The following is a 16,113-nucleotide window of genomic DNA, read 5'->3' on the forward strand; positions in this document are numbered from 1 at the left end:
GCATACAGTGTCAAGTTGATTACTCTACCTGTGTGAGCTTCCACTGACTATTTAATCAGCATGCTTTAGATTTAGCCAATAAGAGTTCATTGATGACAAATTTAGGGAATAACTCGACCTATCGAGTCGATACCGATTTGTGATATCCATGACCCCTTTTGTCCTTTGAATATAAAGGGTGGGTCAATTTGTCTGTTGCTGGGTAGCAGTCCTTTCCTTAATGTTCAAATTAGTCGATCCAGGTTTGTTTTATGATTTTATTTACTTGAGTGTTGGTCAGTGCTTTTTGAAAATAACAAAAAATAAATCGTTAGGATGATGAAATCAGATGAAAAAGCAACAAAAGGTGCTGAGAGTATCCACTCTTGCATTGGCGATGGGCTTGGCCTATCAAGTTCAAGCAGATGACCTAGAAAGAGACCCTATTTTTAATGTATCTGAAGTGATTGTGGTGCATGGTGAGCGTGCTTCTGTTACTGAGGCAGCGACAACAAATTGGAGCATCGATGCTGAGGAGATCAAGGCATCAGGAGCGCAGAGCTTAGACCAAGTACTTGAAAACGTACCGGGGATATATGTTCGAGTCGGTGGAGATTCAACCCCTCGAGTTGATATTCGAGGTTTAAAAACACGTCACATTACTTTCCTAATTAACGGCGTTCCCGCAAGTAGCACTGAAGACGGTCAGTTTGATCCAAGTGTTATCCCAACAAATCAAATTGCCCGAGTTGATGTATCTGTTGGTCCGTCATCCGTGTTGTACGGCCCAGGCGGAAGCGCGGGTGTCATTAATATTATTACTAAGCAAGGTGATAATGCGTCAGCTTTCTCTGGTCGCCTAGAAGCGGCACAAGACAACACCTTTAATGGTGATTTAAGCGCCGCGGGTTCAGGTGACAACTGGCAAGGTATTATGAGCGTTACTCATCAAGAAACTGATGGCACTCCAATGCCTGATGATTTTGAAGATACGCGTAATCAAATCGGTGATGTGCGTTTTAACTCCGATAGGAAATTAACTAACTATTATGCGCAAGGTAGTTACTTCATCAACGATTCAACTAAGTTAATGGCCAACTACACTCAACGTGATGGTGAGTGGGGCAAATCGCCTACAGTTGATCGTAAAAAAGCCCCATCAAGAATTGAAGATTTCAACGAACAAAGTATGCAACTTGGTGCGGCACATGAAATAAACGAGCAGTATGTTGTTCGTGGTTTTGTTTATTATAACCAAACAGATATGGTTGAGAATTTCTATAACCATAGAATGAATAACTTAAATAGTATTGTTAAAAGTACCTCTAAAGTCAGCGGCACTAATCTTCAATTTATTAGCGAATTTGATTATGGCGCTGTGTTGACCACTTCTGTCATTGTTGAAAAGCAAGATTGGTTCTCTCATACAAATAAACTTCGTAGCGATAAAGGAACAGGCAGCGGTGGCGGCACTGGCGGCGGTCAAGGCGGGTCAGGTGATATCGATGAAAGCCTTATTGTTTATACCGGTGCTGCAGAGTATCAATATCAAGATGACGGCAAATATGGCTACAGCTTAGGTGTAGCGGTACACAATTACGATCTTGATGTGAACAGTGAGACAGATTTTTCAGTGCAAGCGTCTGCATTTTATCAAGCCACTGACTCAAGCCGTATCCATACAGGTCTTGCTCGAAAAGTACGTTATCCATCAATCAGCGATCTTTACGCGGCTAACAGCGGTAACGTGAACCTAAAAGCGGAAGTTGCTAACCAGTTTGAACTGGGTCTACAGCAATCTCTACCTTTCGATACTCAGCTAGATATCAGTAGCTATATTACTGATGCCAATGATTACATAGCTAAAGATGATAACAACCAAGAGCAAAACATTGGTGATTTTCGCTTTATGGGTGTTGATTTGCAGATGACGAATCAATATTTCGATAGCCTAGGGGTAACGTTTGCCTATAGCTACATTGATACCGAAGATCGTGCTACCAATGAACGTTTGCAATACCGTCCGACTCACAATCTGCGCCTGCAAGCGAGTTATGATTTTTCCTTCGGTTTAACGACACGTTTAAACGCTGAACGCATAATTGATCAAGTGAACGGCAAAGGTGTTCAATTAGATAATTACACCTTAGTCGATCTAAGTTTGAGTCAAAATATTTGGCATGACAATTTAGAGTTATACGTCCGAGCGACGAACCTATTTGATGAGCTTTATTATCAAAGTGACTTTATGCCACAGGCGGGTCGTCAGGTATTCATCGGCATTAACTGGCAGGTTTAGGTCTTTCGGGGAAAAGTATGAAACTCATAGCACTAGAAGGGATTCATTTTGGCTATGGATCGCACCAAAGCGAGATCTTGGACGATCTCAATTTGGTGGTTAATCGTGGGGAATGCCACTGTATTAACGGTCCGACAGGCTCTGGCAAATCAAGCTTATTGCACTTGATGGCTGGAGAGCTTTCTCGACCCTATGAGGGGGAGGTTTATCGAGCTCCCTCATTGCTGGTCGGTTTAGTGATGCAAGATCCTAATGTGCAGATTTTGCGTCAAAGTGTTGGGGCCGAAATTGCTTTTGGACTCGAAAACCTCGGTATTGCCGCCGAGCTCATGGTTGAAAAGGTGCAGCAGTCACTGAGGCGAGTAGGGCTTTATATCAGCCTAGATACGCCGGTTGAAGTCTTGTCATTAGGGCAGAAGTACCGTCTTATGATTGCGGCGCAGCTAGTGTTTAAGCCATCTTTATTACTGCTCGATGAACCCTGGGCCCAGCTTGATGACAGTGGTGTGAAAGAGCTGTATGCCGTGCTCAAAACCCTGTTAGATGACGGCGTTGCTGTCGTGATGGTTGAACACAACCCCGGCGCATTTTTGGACTTAGTCGATTATCTATGGTTACTTAAAGATGGGTTACTTAAAGACGGGTTACTTAAAGACGGGCAGCTCGAAGAAGGGCGACTCGATGCGGGTCAGAATGACCCTAGCAACGTTGCAGTGAACAACGTTGCAGCGAGCAATGAGCAAGTGTTTGATAAAGAAGATGTTGTTAGTCTTAAATCTCGTTTTAGCTTCGATAACAGCGAATGTCTAATCAAAATTCAGCCACATCATTTTCGGTTTATAGAGCAAGAGTGTCTCTTCGATTGCCAACAAAGCTTGTCACTTTATAGCGGTGAGGTTGTCGCTTTGGTTGGTGATAATGGGGTCGGTAAGAGTAGTTTACTCAAAACACTGGCGGGTATTCAGGCCAATATTCCAACCTTTCCTATCTCGGTATTGGGTAAGCGTCCACGACTCGGGATCTACGGCGCCGAGCTTGGTCTGCTGATGCAGCGCCCAAATCGTCAGCTATTTGAACAAACTGTGCAGGCTGAGCTGCAGTTTAGTTTGAAGCGTTTCAAGCTGCCGTTATCTCGTGCTGAGCAGGTGCTACAAGCATTGGAGCTCACCCATCTAGCCGAGAGTTCGCCGCATAAACTGTCTTACGGTCAGCAGCATATTATCGCCTTGGCGTCTCTGGTTTGCTTGCAGCCTAAGGTTTTATTGCTTGATGACCCTTTTGCAGGACTCGATAAGCAACATGTAGAAAAAGTGGTTCTGTTGCTACAGCAGCTGAGTATGCAAGGTTGCGGGATCTTGCTGACTAGTCACCGCGCGATCCCATCACTTGATGTTGATCGTTACTGGTTGATCGAATCAGGAAAGCTGATGGATGGAGCTGGACATATTGAGCAATTGAATGTGGGCTAATCGTCACATACGCCGAGGCGTCAACAAGCGTTCAGACACGATCCATTCAAGCTTTAGTTTGAGTGCGACCCAATACTGTGCAGTGGCGTTAGTGCTGAGCTTGGTGCTGTCGAGCTGCGCCTTTTTCCTGCCCAATAGTGGACTCGTCTGGCTGGTGCTGGTGGATATATTATTGGTTATCCATGGCCTGTACCTAAAGAACAAGATCACCGCTCTACTCAAGTTAGGGGCGGCGCAGCTAGCGCTGACCCTACCGCTTTATTATCTATTGCATGGTGAAGCTCAACTGCTTGAGGGCGTGATTGTTGTTCTGCGAGTGTTTCTAGCCATGTTGCCAGGCTGGTGGCTATCGAGTACTCAGAGTCCAGAACGACTTGGCGAAGTGCTGAGTTGGGGCTTACCCGCTAAGTGGGCATTTGTTATTGCCGCTTCAATTGGCTTGTTGCCTTATATGTTGCAAGAGACCAAAGAGATATACGCAATACAGTGCTTACGCGGGGCTAACATTACGCCTAAAGCACTAAGGAACCCTAAAAACTGGCCAGAGCTGATCTACTGTGTGGTGCTGCCAGTGCTCATTCAATTATTAAAACTATCAAAACAGATGGCAAAAGCGGCTAAGTTGCGCCATTTCGGTAAAGTTAGCCAACCAACACATTGGCCTTCAACAAGAGACGATTAATGAAATCTCCATTCGATCTACAAGATGCCTTGTTTATAGGGTTCTGCGCCACATTACTGGTGGTGCTAAAAAGTATGTTACGTCTCAAGCTAGGCTTGAGTGGTCACTCCATGTTCTTGATGACTTTCTTCTACCTAATCTGCTATGGCGCTGTCGGTAGAGTTGGCTGCATTACAGCTTGTGGTTTGTTAGCGGGATTGATCGCCATGATGCTCAGTGTTGGCAAAGGTGGACCAATGATTTTGCTTAAGTTTGGCTTGCCTGCTATGGCCATGGATCTAGCATTACTGTTTATGGCAGGGATGTTTAGTTTACGCTGGCGAAGCATTATCTTAGCGCTGGTGGGCTGTTTGGCTTGGGCTGGAAAGGGATGGATAGGCAATCTACTCGTAGGGATGAGTGGCCAAGTTGCGCTGGCAAAATTTGGACTCAGTTTTATACAAGGTGGTGCATTTGCCATCGCCGCAGCGCTGTTAGTGCCTCCAGTATTAAAACGGTTACATGCTCATGACTTGCTACATCGAGGCCAGATTGAAGATAAATAACGTAATTTTCTATATTGGTATTACACTAAAAATAAATAAGGGTTTTAGATGAAAGCTTGGTTGATCTGCATTGATGACACCGATGATATCGGCACTAAAGGCACGGGAGAAATTGCCGAAGAGATTGCGGCCAAACTTGCGCCCCCTCCACTCACTGCGGATGACAAAATACCCGTTACCCGACTTGTGACCCGCCATCAACTCTTTGTGCATCCAGATATTCCTTATACTTCGCATAATAGCGCCATGTGTTTTCAGATTGAAACTGAACTCAGCTTCGATGAGATAAAAGCAATCTGTATCGCGCATTTAAAGCAAGAGTCTGCAGCGGCTTCCGATCCCGGGCTAGCCATCTTAGATTTAGCCTCCAGCTATGACATCGAGCAACTTATCGCCTTTGGTCAGCAATCTAAAGTTGAAGTGAAGACAAAAGATCAAGCTTACACTTTGGCAGAGGTGTTAGGCATTGATCTGTCGGAGCATGGCGGCACGGGCCAAGGCATCATTGGTGCTCTCGCAGGCTTGGGGTTACGACTCAGTGGTCAAGATGGTCGTGTTAAAGGCCAGCTAAAGTTAGGACAAACGTCAGACGGATCAGGTGAAGTGCAGATGAGTGTTGCAGAGGTATTAGCAGCGACTGGACTACAGGCAGTGATCTCGGTTGACGGAGAGAAGCTCGCGGGCGATCAGGTGCTGACACTTAAAGGTAAGATCAAAGCGGTATTGACTCAATATCAATTTGCGCTGTTAGTCTGCGGTGATTCAGGGCGCTGGCTAAATGCGACTAAACAAGAATTAAAACCTTATTAATATTAGGTGCTAGAATTGGAGAGGATTATGCAGCAGTGGTTTATCCAAGTAGATGGTTTATGGCAGTTTAAGTTTGGCATTGAAGATCATCTTCTTGCGCGTGAAGCAGCTGCACATTGTGAGGTGTTTCTCAGCGATGACGAAGATGAGCATACCGATAATGTTTTACGCTCCTGTTATAACTGCATGTACCGTCGTTGGCAACCGCTGAGCTTTCAATGCCATAAATGTCGTGCTGAATAACGAGATTAAAATTACTCATTAAATGTAGTATTTTCTTACGGTTTGGAGTGTATTTATCGTGTATTAATTAACGTTGTCTATGGTGATTTAACAGTTCAGAGAATAGAATAGCCAACTTCTTACGGTAAATTATAAGATGAACTCGGTATCGGCTGAGTCACAACATCGAATTGCAGTGAGGGGTGCAGTGGCTGATTAGTCGCTGTATTTAAAGCTAAATCATCCGGAGACCTAAAAGATAATGGGTGATTCAATTGAATCAAGCAGCTTAATCAAAATACCCGTCTCTAAGCTAAAAGTGGGTATGTTTGTTGAGGCCATCGACAAGAATAAGAGTCTAGTCAATATCGCTAATGCTGGCCAAATTCGCAGTGCCGAGGCGATACTGAGGCTGCATAAGAGTAATGTGACTCATGTGTGGGTCAATGGTGAACGCTCGTTGCCGGAGTTAGGCTTGGGCAGAGTCGCTTCTGCACCTAAACCCTTTATCAGAAAAGTCACCGTTGAACGTGCAACGACTCAGATGCAGGCCAAGGAGTTAATCGTTGAGGCAAAAGATCTCATCCAAAAGGTGCTGTCTGATACATTTGAAGGTAAAGCGGTAGAGGTTGAACCGTTCGAGGCGTTAGCAGACAGCATGATTGAGTCTGTATTACTGGATGCCGATGCCCTCAAGTGTGTCTCTGCAATGCGCTCAAAAGATGTCTACCTGCTTGAACACTCTATTAATGTTGCCTTCTTGCTGGTGACGTTTGGACGCTATCTGAACTTCGATGCTGATATGCTGCGGCAAATCGCTATTGGTGGTATTTTACACGATATCGGTAAGATCAAGATCGATAGTAAAATTTTGAATAAACCCGGTAAGTTAACTGCCGAAGAGTTTGAGCATGTGAAGCTGCATCAGACTTACGCCATTGAGATCATGGGTCAAACCAAAGGCCTATCTCAGATCAGTAAAGATATTAGCCTAATGCACCATGAGAAACTCGACGGATGTGGTTACCCTCTTGGTCTCAAGGGAGAGCAGATCCCTATTCATGGGCGTATGAGTTGCATCGTCGATATCTTCGACGCCTTAACGGCAACTCGCTGCTACAAAGAAGCGATGAGTCCAGCATCGGCATTTAAGATCTTGCTGGGCATGACTCCAACGCATTTAGATCAAGGACTCGTCTACGAGTTTATCCGCTGTATTGGTGTCTATCCGGTTGGCTCGTTGGTGCAGTTGTCGGATGGACGTATCGGGATTGTATGGGAAGCTAAGGGCCGAGATGTGCTACATCCTAAGGTTAAGTGTTTCTATTCGGTGAAGCATAAATGCTATACCCAAGTGGAGGTTGTCGACCTGCTCAGATCGCCACTGAATATCGAGAAAGGCATATCGCCGAGTAGCTTAGAGATCGACCCCACTCCATTCTATTAAACTCAATTTTGCTCATTTAGGCGCCGATAGCAACTCGGCGCTTTTTTGTATCGCCATATCTCTCATTTATCCTCAAAGCTTGAGCCGGCTCCATTTTTGATGAACGGATGGTATTTTGACTTAGTTATCATTGAATTAATCTTTTTTTTCATTGACTAAGTCTGCATAAGATACAGAGGTTGATGGGGAACAAATAGTGCAACGTAGACAGTTTATAAAAGGGGCTTCGCTGATGTTGGCCGCGGGTGTTACCGCGCCGCTCACACAGGCAAAGCCAACAGTAACTTTCTCGCCGTTCCAGGCCGGAAAATATCGTATTTTGGCTTTAGTGTTTGACGACTATGAAACTTTAGATCTGCATGGTCCGGTAGAGATGTTAGGCCATATGCCGAATGCCGAGATCAAGCTGGTGGCCACCAAGGAGATAGTCAAAAGCTATCAGGGGCCACGGATGGTCGCCGATTGCCTGACAAACCAGACATACGACTGCGACCTATTGTTAATCCCTGGTGGGCTAGGCACTCGCACGTTAGTCAGTGATATAGCATTGCGCCAATGGCTGGTAGAGCAGGTTACTCGCAGTCAAAACGTGTTTACCGTGTGCACTGGCACTGCGTTGCTGGCCATGACCTCGGTCCTTAACGGGCGTAAAGCCACCACCAATAAAATGGCTTTTGAGTGGGTGACATCACTGAATGATAACCCACAGTGGCAACCCAAAGCGCGCTGGGTATTTGATGGTAAGTTCTTAACTTCATCAGGGGTCTCTGCAGGCACCGATGCGGCGCTGTTTTGGGTTAAACACTTGCATGGTGAGCAGGAAGCGAGGCGGATTGAAGCTTTAACCGAGTACAGCTGGAATCAAGATGCCAGTAACGATCCCTATGCCGTGGTTTAGAAATAGCCGTCTTTTACTCGTTTGTTGTAAAAGAGTTTCATAAGTAAATGATCTAGCCTTATCCAATTAAGCTATTAATTAGTAATAAAGGATCTTGGCGGCTTTTAGCTTGAGCACCAATAATAGTGATTCATTTAACTTGCCTAAGAGGGGAGATTACATTGAATAACGGGTTAATATTATTGTGTTGCGCAGTGTTAATTGCAGCCTCTTTACTGACTAGCGGGCTAACGCGCGCCTTAATCGACTTAGGCGCATTTAGTTGCTTGCTTAGCTTATTGGTTTGGCGTCATAGTAGTCGAGAGCTCAATAAGACACCGCAATGAAAAGCAGCGCCTATAAAGGCACTGCCAGTCAACAAGATTCCAAACCTGATTCAAAATAGAAAGTAAGAACCCGGCACAAGCAGGGCTTTACTTTAAAAGCGATAAACCACGAAGCGCTCACTTCGTTCGCTACACAGAGGACACGAAGAAAAGAGAAAGCGTGAGATTGTTTGTCTTCATGCTCTTTGTGTCCTTTGTGGTTAATTGTTATCTTTCGAAGTCATCAAACTTTCTCTGCTTAATGGGTTTATTAATAGCTAGCTAGTTAAGCAGTAAAATATACGCTAGTGAACTGCTGCCGATGGCAATCCATAGCAATACACCTAAAATAAGTGGCTTAGGACCCGTAGCTTTCATCCTCTGGATGGTAATGCCTGCGCCAATCAGGAACAGACACACCACCAACAGTCGCTTAGACCCCTCAAATATCGCGCTGTAAATCACTTCGCCTGCAGGTAGCCAGTGGACCATTACGATAGCTAAACAGTAGAAGCCGATAAAGTAGGGGATCGCTATCTTCTTCTTGTCACCTTTAAATAGCATGGCGCTGATAAGTGCGATTGGAATGATCCACAGTGCGCGTGCTAGCTTAATGGTAGTGGCAGTGGTTAAGGCTTCATTACCGTAAGCCGAGGCTGCGCCAACGACCGACGAGGTGTCGTGGATGGCTATTGCGCTCCAGACTCCGAAATCATGCTGACTCATAGACAGGGCATGGCCGATGGCCGGGAACAGGAACAGTGCCACGGAATTAAGGATAAATATCGTGGCCAGTGCGATAGCCGTTTGCTCGCTATTGGCCCTAATTGCAGGTGATACTGCAGCGATGGCGCTGCCACCACAAATTGCTGTGCCCGAAGCGATAAGGTGGCCCGTTTTATGATCCATCTTTAGCAAACGGGTCAGGGCAAAACCTAAAATCAGAGTGAAAATGATTGAGCCAAGGATCAGTGGCAGGTTCTCTAGACTGATACTAACGGCGGCGTCTAGCTGAATACCAAAACCCAGACCCACGATAGAGTAGGCGAGTAGCTTTTTAGTTAAGGTGCCAAGGTGTACCTGGCTGGGTGCCCAACCGATACTGGCAAGCGTAAAACCCAAGATCAGTGCGACAGGCGAGGATACCATCGGCATAAGGCACAGTAAGCCTACTAAGATAAACACAGCTAAATGGATTTTGTTTGGGCTTTCGTTGGTCATGGGATTAATAATTAACGGCTACAGGTCAGCCGTTGATTATAGCGGTAGGCTAAATTTTAATAAATTAAATACACTTTACTGTTAGCTTCAGTAAAACTGAATCTTGGCTGTAGGAAAGACAAAGAAAGGTTCTAGGTCCTAGGAAAAGAAAGGTCCTAGGTAAAGCCGAGACGAGGGCGTGACTTCATCACTTCGAGAGCGCGACGATGTCGCTTCTAGAAAAGGCAAAGATGGAAAGCGACAAGCAAAATATATCGAGTTCAGTACGGAGGCTTTTGATTTGCTTTTCCTAGCAGCCAACTTGTTGGTGTCCTAGCAGGTGCGTAGCACCGACCTCGCAGTGAGCTTGCGAACGTCCTAGGGCCTGTCTCCTATAAGTGAGCCCGCGAGCGGCCTTTCTTGAGATAACAAAAAAGCCGCTAATAGCGGCTTTTTAGGGGTGTTTGTTAAGTCAGAGACTTATTGAGCTGTGCTCAGCATGCCTTCCCAAACGATTTGACGGTAACGGTCTGGGTTAGTGTCGCCTTCAGTGCTGAACAGCATGATAACGGCATCTTGGTCTAGACCAAGTTGAGTGCGGTACTCGCTGTACTCTTCACGACTTGCTAGCATGTACAGTAGACCTAGAGTTAGTGCACCTGACTCACCGCTAACAACTTTAGTGTCACCTGCTAGTGGGTTACCAAGAATACGCATACCCGTCGCAGTCACTTGATCTTCAACCGATGCGAAGAAGCTGCTGCACTGCTTTAGGATAGGCCAAGTTACTGGGTTAGGCTCGCCACATGCAAGACCTGCCATGATAGAGTTTAGCTCGCCAGTAACGGCAACCATTTCGCCTTTAATGCCAGAGTTGTAGATACAATCTGCTTTTGCTGGCTCGGCAATAATGGTCTTGAAGTTGTTTGCGCCAACTTTATCGGCGAAGTAACCAAGAAGGCCGCCAGCCATTGCGCCAACACCCGCTTGTAGCATTAGGTGAGTCGGCTTAAGACCCATCGCTTCAACTTGCTCTTGTGCTTCAACAGCCATAGTCATATAGCCTTGCGAGATCCAAGTTGGGATCTTGTCGTAGCCTTCCCAAGCGGTATCTTGTACTAGCATCCAACCATTTTCTTCAGCTGTTTGATTCGCAATACGTACGGTATCGTCATAATTACAATCAGTAACGATACATTCAGCGCCCAGGCCTTTAATGCGAGTTACGCTCGCTTGAGATGAGCCTTTTGGCATGTAAACAACGGCTTTTTGGCCCATTTCACGTGCAGCCCAAGCTACGCCTGTTCCGTGGTTACCCGCTGTTGCGGTAGCGAATACCAATGGCTCGCTTAGCTTAGCCGCAACGGTTTTCATATCAATTTCGCTGATATCTACATTTAAGTGTTCAGCTAACTGCTTACCTAATGCGTAAGAGCCACCCAATACTTTAAAGGCATTTAGACCGAAACGGTAAGATTCGTCTTTAACCAGAATCGCTTTAACGCCTAAACGCGCCGCTAGCTGCTCTAGTGAGATAAGCGGAGTCGGCTGGTAAGCTTCGATCTGCTGGTGGAATTGACGAGTTTGTTCAGCAACCTGGGCTGTAAAAAGCTCAGAGGTCTCGCCGTTAAAGAAATCATTTTGAGTCAGCTTTAGCATAGTAACCACTATATATTATGAACGAAGAGGCTTCTGCCCATCTTTCTTGAATAGAAAGACAGACAGGGGCTTGTATAACAGGCTTATTACTTAGTGAAGGCGATCGCTTCAACTTCTACTAGCGCATCTTTTGGAAGACGAGCCGCTTGAACACATGAACGAGCAGGAGCTGCTTCAGTGCCGAAAACTTCAGTGTAAACTTCGTTGAAAGCAACGAAATCTTCCATATTAGCTAGGAAACAAGTGGTCTTAAGTACAGTGTCTGTACCTGCGCCAGCTTGTTCTAGAACAGCTTTAAGGTTCTTTAGAGATTGGTAAGCTTGTTCTTTAATACCACCTTCTACGAAAGCCATCGTTGCTGGATCTAGAGGTAGTTGACCAGAGGTGAATACTAACTTGTCGAAAGCAAGCGCTTGAGAGTATGGACCAATTGCAGCTGGAGCATTTTCAGTATGGATTACAGTTTTCATAGTTTAGTTATCTCTGATGATTAGGATTTAAATTCACGGATGTACTTGTACACCGCATGTTTGGTAATACTTAAATGATTAGCAACTATGTTAGTTGCTTCTTTCAATTCAAAGATGCCGTTATCAAACAACACCTTAGTAATCGCTTTATTACGGCCTTTTAGGTTAACGCTGTCGTCAGCATCGACCTCAATTACTGCGTGGTTTAAGGCTTGCTCAACCACGTCTCCAGCCGACGCGCTGAAGTTTTCAGTCATATCGAAACTATGATGCTGTGTTGTATCTGGCATCAGAGTCTTGATGATCTCAGGGAACGGGTGCGACAAGTTCATGTTGACGCAGAACATACCAATAGGTTTGCCATTTTCGCCCATAAGAATGCAGGTGCTCGACTTCAACATCTCACCACCCTTGTTATTACTGAAGTAACTCTTAGGGGTGATCTCGCCAGTTTGTTCATAAAGACGCAGCATCTTTAAGCCCAAATCTGTGATTGGGGAGCCCACTTTACGGCCTGTATGGTGGCCATTAACAATTTTGACGACCGATTGCTCAAAGCTCTCTAAAGAATGAATAACGACTTCGCAGTGAGGGCCTATTAGATCGGCCATGCTTTCGGCTAAATGGAAATGGCCTTGCAGTAGCTGCCGATCTCTAGCTGTAAATTCCGTTTTGTAGGCCTGTTCTGCCGCTTTAATCATTTGAGATTACTTTTGTGAACTATAGATGCGTTTATTGTCAACTTTTTAGCTCGTCAATACAAGCCTTGAATCAACTTTATGTAACTATAGGACGTTTTTTTGGGCTTTTGCGCAAGTTAAATTTAACTATGGTTCAATTTATTTGACTTTGATCATGAAATCTCAGTTTGAGTAGTAGTTCTTAGTTAACAAATTTTGACTGTGAGATATGCGTCACATTTTTAAATTCTGCAAACAGTATGATGCGCACCAAGTTAACGATAGTTGACTAAAACGGTTTTCCGGTCACTTTAGTGACCTTTTGGCAAATAGGCCAGTTGTGTGGGATGTGGAGATAAAAATGAAAAGCATATTACAGCGTGGATTTACAACAGCTGAATTTGAAATGCGTGCAACTAAAGCTCAGCAAAAAATGCGCGAGTTAGAAGTTGACGCGATTCTGTTAACTACTGAGCCGAATGTACGTTACTTTTCAGGCTTCCACACCCAGTTCTGGCACAGCCCAACTCGTCCATGGTTCCTAATCCTTCCAGCCGAAGGCAAGCCAATTGCCGTTATCCCTGAGATCGGCGCTAGCGGTATGGCGGGTACTTGGGTTGAAGATATCCACACTTGGGCGTCTCCACGTCCAGATGACGATGGTATTAGCATCGTAGCTAGCGTACTTAACAGCTTACCTTCACGCTTTGGCCGTGTAGGTGCAACGCTAGGTATTGAATCTCACCTACGTATGCCAGTCGCTAACTATCTACAGTTAACGACATTAATTAATAAAGAATTCGTTGACGTTTCTCTAGCTATTCATGAACTTCGCCAAGTTAAATCTGTGGCTGAAATCGATAAGGTTCGTGAAATCTGCCGCATCACTAACGTGGGCTTCGACAAGATCCCTGGTTATGCAAAAGCGGGTATGACAGAGCGCGAAATTTGTAAGCAGTTCGGTATCGACATGCTGATGGAAGGCGCCGATGAATGTCCATACATCATCGCAGGTTCAGGCCAAGACGGTTACGACAGCATCATCATGGGTCCAACTGACCGCGTAATTGAAGATGGCGACGTGCTAATTATTGACACCGGTGCGGTACGCGACGGTTACTTCTCAGATTTTGACCGTAACTGGGCCTTCGGCCATGCAAGCGAGCAGACTAAAGCGGCTTACCGTGCAACTTACGAAGCAACCACTATGGGCTTTGAAGCTGCGCGTCCAGGCAACACGACTTCTGACATCTACAACGCAATGTGGAAAGTACTAGAAGCTAACGGCGCTTTGGGTAACGACGTGGGTCGTCTAGGCCACGGTCTAGGTATCGAGTTGACTGAGCGTCCATCAAACACGGCAACAGACAACACACTATTAGTGCCTGGCATGATCATGACTCTAGAGCCAGGTATGGTTTACGCACCAGGTAAGTCTATGGTTCACGAAGAAAACATCGTGATTACCGAGAACGGTGCAGAGTGGCTAAGCAAGCGCGCAGAACCAGAATTATTGATTATCAAATAACTTAATATAGCCATTGATTTCTCCGGAGGGAGCCGGAGAAATCATTACTAAAAGAGCATCTCATTATGATGAGTTTTGAAGCCTTTACCTCGTTTGAAAAGCCGCTTGAACATAAGCAGGCACCAAGAATCAACCGCGTACATATCGGTTTAGTGCAGTTAAGCACAGACCACAGTCTAGAAATGGACTGGGCTAAGTTATTAGGTACACAAGCAGGCGTGTTTAGCTCTCGCGTGTTCTACTCAAGCGAAATGACTCCTGAAGCACTCGATCAGATCGCTAGCGGAATCGTTGAAGCGTCTGACTTGATCGCAACAGGTCTACCAATGGATGTGATGGCATTTGGCTGCACATCAGCTTCAATCATTATCGGTGAAGAAAAAGTCGCCTCACTATTGACTCAAAACCGTGGTGACATCCCTGCGACCAACCCATGGACAGCGGCTAAAGCGTCATTCAAGCACTTAAATGCGAAGAAGATTGCCGTATTTTCTCCTTACCCAACTAGCGTTAACTACCCACTGTATCAACAACTAACGGATGCAGATTTTGATGTAGTGACTCTAGGTTCATTAGGTATCGAACGCGATACCGACATCACTTTAGTGGCTAAAGAATCAATGTTCGCCGCGCTTGAGTTGATGCTTAAAGATTCTGACGCAGAGTTGGTGTTTATGTCATGCACTAACCTACGCGTACTCGATTATATCGAAGAGATCGAAGCCAAATTCGGCATTCCAGTGGTATGCAGTAACTCTGCGATGTTCTGGCATGCAATGCACCTGACTGGCAACGTGGCGCAATGCCCTGGCTACGGCAAATTACTTAACGCTAAAACAGCTTAAGCTGTTGGCAAAAATATAATAATTATTGAGATAAAAATAATGTCTAATACACAGAAAGGTTGGTTGGCTGCTATTTTCGTAGGTCTACTATGGGGTATCCCGTGGATCGTAGGTACACCAATTCTTGAGGTGATGGATCCTCAAGTACTAGTTTGGTTGCGTTATACTGTTGCTTTTGTGACTCTAGGTTTTATTTTCAACATCGGTCTTGCCTCTGGCAAGATGAAGAAGAAAACCGATTTTAAGCTTAACTGGGCAAACCGTAATGATATTTTCTGGGCTGCATGTTGCGGTATCATCGGTCAAGGTGCTTTCAGCTTCCTATCATTCCTATCTTTGGATTATATTACCGCCTCTGAAAACGGCGTGATCCAAGGTTTGATCCCAATCCTTATCTTGAGTGTGGGTTTCCTACGTCACGGTGAGCGTTTCACTGTAATGCAAATCATGTGTGCGCTAGGTGCTTTCCTAGGTGTGGCGATTCTAGTAATGGACCCACAGTCTGAAACGAAAGGCTTCAACATTGGTCACTTGATCTGTTTAGGCTCTGCAGCAAGCTTTGCAACAATGGCTTACGCTCGTGCCAAACTAGCAGACAAGTATGGTTCAGTAGCGACGATGTTCCACCAGTTTGTGTTCGCATCACTAGGTTTTGGTCTGTATCTGTTAGTTGTTGGCGCTGATTTCAGCTCAGCATTGAACGTATTTAGCTCACCACTACGTATCCTTTGTATCGTTATCTTAGGTGTATGTATCTCAGGTATGAGCTACCTAGTTTATATCTACGGTATGGAACGTGTCGGTGTTGATGGTACCGGTATGGCGCTAAACCTAATGCCACTGTCTTCATTCATCCTAGCGGTATTTGCTCTAGGTGAGCAGGTCACTCCGATGCGCTTAGTCGCTATCGCAGTGGTAATCACCTCGATGATCGCTTTCATGAAGCTTGGTAACAAGAACAAGGCCAAAGCAGAAGAAGTTGAGGCTGAGCTAGCTGTAGCACCTAAGCCTTGCCGCAGCCAGTAACTGATTAATTCAGTCAGCAAATTGAATCAATTTTTATCACCGGTGACCT

At 45.3% G+C, this 16,113-nt stretch carries 15 protein-coding genes; 11 read left to right on the forward strand and 4 right to left on the reverse strand.

What is annotated here, in order from left to right; translation table 11 throughout:
* Nucleotides 1-328: 328 nt before the first annotated feature.
* From SHAL_RS00795 to SHAL_RS00830, 8 genes are all read left to right on the forward strand, one after another.
* Entirely contained in the window at nt 329-2,278 is a 1,950-nt protein-coding gene (locus SHAL_RS00795; RefSeq protein ID WP_012275289.1) for a TonB-dependent receptor plug domain-containing protein, read from the forward strand.
* A 17-nt stretch (nt 2,279-2,295) separates the two neighbouring features.
* Nucleotides 2,296-3,747, forward strand: a complete 1,452-nt coding sequence (locus SHAL_RS00800; RefSeq protein ID WP_012275290.1) for an ATP-binding cassette domain-containing protein — start codon at nt 2,296-2,298, stop codon at nt 3,745-3,747.
* Nucleotides 3,737-4,429, forward strand: a complete 693-nt coding sequence (locus tag SHAL_RS00805) for an energy-coupling factor transporter transmembrane component T (protein ID WP_012275291.1) — start codon at nt 3,737-3,739, stop codon at nt 4,427-4,429. The genes SHAL_RS00800 and SHAL_RS00805 overlap by 11 nt, the downstream gene beginning before the upstream one ends.
* Nucleotides 4,429-4,974, forward strand: a complete 546-nt coding sequence (locus SHAL_RS00810) for a hypothetical protein (RefSeq protein WP_012275292.1) — start codon at nt 4,429-4,431, stop codon at nt 4,972-4,974. The genes SHAL_RS00805 and SHAL_RS00810 overlap by 1 nt, the downstream gene beginning before the upstream one ends.
* 48 nt (nt 4,975-5,022) lie before the next feature.
* Nucleotides 5,023-5,784: a DNA-binding protein gene (locus tag SHAL_RS00815; protein WP_012275293.1), complete on the forward strand. Its 762-nt coding sequence runs from the start codon at nt 5,023-5,025 to the stop codon at nt 5,782-5,784.
* 27 nt (nt 5,785-5,811) lie between these two features.
* Nucleotides 5,812-6,027 (forward strand): hypothetical protein, encoded by a 216-nt coding sequence (locus SHAL_RS00820; protein WP_012275294.1) that lies wholly within the window; start codon nt 5,812-5,814, stop codon nt 6,025-6,027.
* A gap of 241 nt (nt 6,028-6,268) precedes the next feature.
* Nucleotides 6,269-7,453 carry an HD-GYP domain-containing protein gene (locus SHAL_RS00825; protein ID WP_012275295.1) on the forward strand — a complete coding sequence of 395 codons (1,185 nt, stop codon included), beginning with the start codon at nt 6,269-6,271 and terminating at the stop codon, nt 7,451-7,453.
* 196 nt (nt 7,454-7,649) lie between these two features.
* Nucleotides 7,650-8,351, forward strand: coding sequence for a DJ-1/PfpI family protein (locus SHAL_RS00830; protein WP_049763862.1), 702 nt, complete (start codon nt 7,650-7,652; stop codon nt 8,349-8,351).
* 587 nt (nt 8,352-8,938) lie between these two features.
* Here the strand turns inward: SHAL_RS00830 and SHAL_RS00835 are convergent.
* From SHAL_RS00835 to SHAL_RS00850, 4 genes are all read right to left on the reverse strand, one after another.
* Nucleotides 8,939-9,877: a YeiH family protein gene (locus SHAL_RS00835; protein ID WP_012275297.1), complete on the reverse strand. Its 939-nt coding sequence runs from the start codon at nt 9,875-9,877 to the stop codon at nt 8,939-8,941.
* Nucleotides 9,878-10,336: 459 nt separating this feature from the next.
* Nucleotides 10,337-11,515, reverse strand: a complete 1,179-nt coding sequence (locus SHAL_RS00840) for a diaminopropionate ammonia-lyase (RefSeq protein WP_012275298.1) — start codon at nt 11,513-11,515, stop codon at nt 10,337-10,339.
* An 86-nt stretch (nt 11,516-11,601) separates the two neighbouring features.
* A complete protein-coding gene (locus tag SHAL_RS00845) occupies nt 11,602-11,985 on the reverse strand; it encodes a RidA family protein (protein WP_012275299.1) in 384 nt (127 codons plus the stop codon).
* A 20-nt stretch (nt 11,986-12,005) separates the two neighbouring features.
* Nucleotides 12,006-12,686, reverse strand: coding sequence for a helix-turn-helix transcriptional regulator (locus SHAL_RS00850; protein WP_012275300.1), 681 nt, complete (start codon nt 12,684-12,686; stop codon nt 12,006-12,008).
* Nucleotides 12,687-13,026: 340 nt separating this feature from the next.
* Between SHAL_RS00850 and SHAL_RS00855 the strand changes: the two genes are divergently transcribed.
* The 3 genes from SHAL_RS00855 (at nt 13,027) to SHAL_RS00865 (ending at nt 16,064) form a co-directional block, all read left to right on the forward strand.
* Nucleotides 13,027-14,193, forward strand: coding sequence for a M24 family metallopeptidase (locus tag SHAL_RS00855; RefSeq protein WP_012275301.1), 1,167 nt, complete (start codon nt 13,027-13,029; stop codon nt 14,191-14,193).
* A 65-nt stretch (nt 14,194-14,258) separates the two neighbouring features.
* Entirely contained in the window at nt 14,259-15,038 is a 780-nt protein-coding gene (locus SHAL_RS00860) for a maleate cis-trans isomerase family protein (RefSeq protein WP_012275302.1), read from the forward strand.
* Nucleotides 15,039-15,077: 39 nt separating this feature from the next.
* On the forward strand, nt 15,078-16,064 hold the full coding sequence (locus SHAL_RS00865; protein WP_012275303.1) for a DMT family transporter: 987 nt from the start codon (nt 15,078-15,080) through the stop codon (nt 16,062-16,064).
* Nucleotides 16,065-16,113 lie beyond the last annotated feature (49 nt).

It is taken from the genome of Shewanella halifaxensis HAW-EB4 (assembly GCF_000019185.1).
GTDB classification, from domain to species: Bacteria; Pseudomonadota; Gammaproteobacteria; order Enterobacterales; family Shewanellaceae; genus Shewanella; species Shewanella halifaxensis.